This window comes from Vibrio sp. La 4.2.2 (assembly GCF_027586995.1).
In the GTDB taxonomy this organism is placed as follows: Bacteria; Pseudomonadota; Gammaproteobacteria; order Enterobacterales; family Vibrionaceae; genus Vibrio; species Vibrio mediterranei.
This window is the reverse complement of sequence record NZ_JAPPTJ010000028.1, coordinates 1-700: the sequence shown is the minus strand read 5'-3', so window position 1 is coordinate 700 and position 700 is coordinate 1. Positions and strand designations below refer to the sequence as shown.

Sequence of the window (700 nt, the reverse complement as noted above, 5' to 3'; positions counted from 1 at the left end):
CTATTTGTCTTCACTTTGAAAAGTGAAAGCAAACGGTCAAACAACCAAAGTTGTCTGCATTTTTATACATGTGCAGACTCGATTTTGCCGGACTCAAATATGAATTACGTTCGTAATTCCCAAGAACACTTGAATGTGTGTTGGTACCTACATCTTTCGATATAGGATTTGAGAACTTTTAAATGAATAACATTAATCAAATGTTATTCGTCAGCTTTCCAAATTGTTAAAGAACGAGACTTCTACAGCAATAAAGCTTTCGAAACCATTTTTAAGAACACTTAAGTAAATGCGCTTAAAGATGGTGGGCGATACCGGGCTCGAACCAGTGACCCCCTCCTTGTAAGGGAGGTGCTCTCCCAACTGAGCTAATCGCCCACGAAAGTCATTCCGTGGAATGTTCAAGAATGGTGGAGCTAAGCAGGATCGAACTGCTGACCTCCTGCGTGCAAGGCAGGCGCTCTCCCAGCTGAGCTATAGCCCCATTTCTTGAGAGTTCCTTCAAAGAAGGAATGGTGGGTCGTGCAGGATTCGAACCTGCGACCAATTGATTAAAAGTCAACTGCTCTACCAACTGAGCTAACGACCCAATGGTATCCCGTAGGGGAGTCGAACCCCTGTTACCGCCGTGAAAGGGCGGTGTCCTAGGCCTCTAGACGAACGGGACACTAAGCAGTAAGTGTTGGGCACTTACTATTTT

General features: G+C 44.9%; 4 tRNA genes. All 4 read right to left on the bottom strand.

The window, feature by feature from the left end:
- Positions 1-302: 302 nt before the first annotated feature.
- Positions 303-378, bottom strand: a tRNA-Val gene (locus OH456_RS25920).
- 30 nt (positions 379-408) lie between these two features.
- A tRNA-Ala gene (locus OH456_RS25915) sits at positions 409-484 on the bottom strand.
- Positions 485-513: 29 nt separating this feature from the next.
- Positions 514-589: transfer RNA gene (locus tag OH456_RS25910), tRNA-Lys, on the bottom strand.
- 2 nt (positions 590-591) lie between these two features.
- Positions 592-667, bottom strand: a tRNA-Glu gene (locus OH456_RS25905).
- Positions 668-700: the final 33 nt, after the last annotated feature.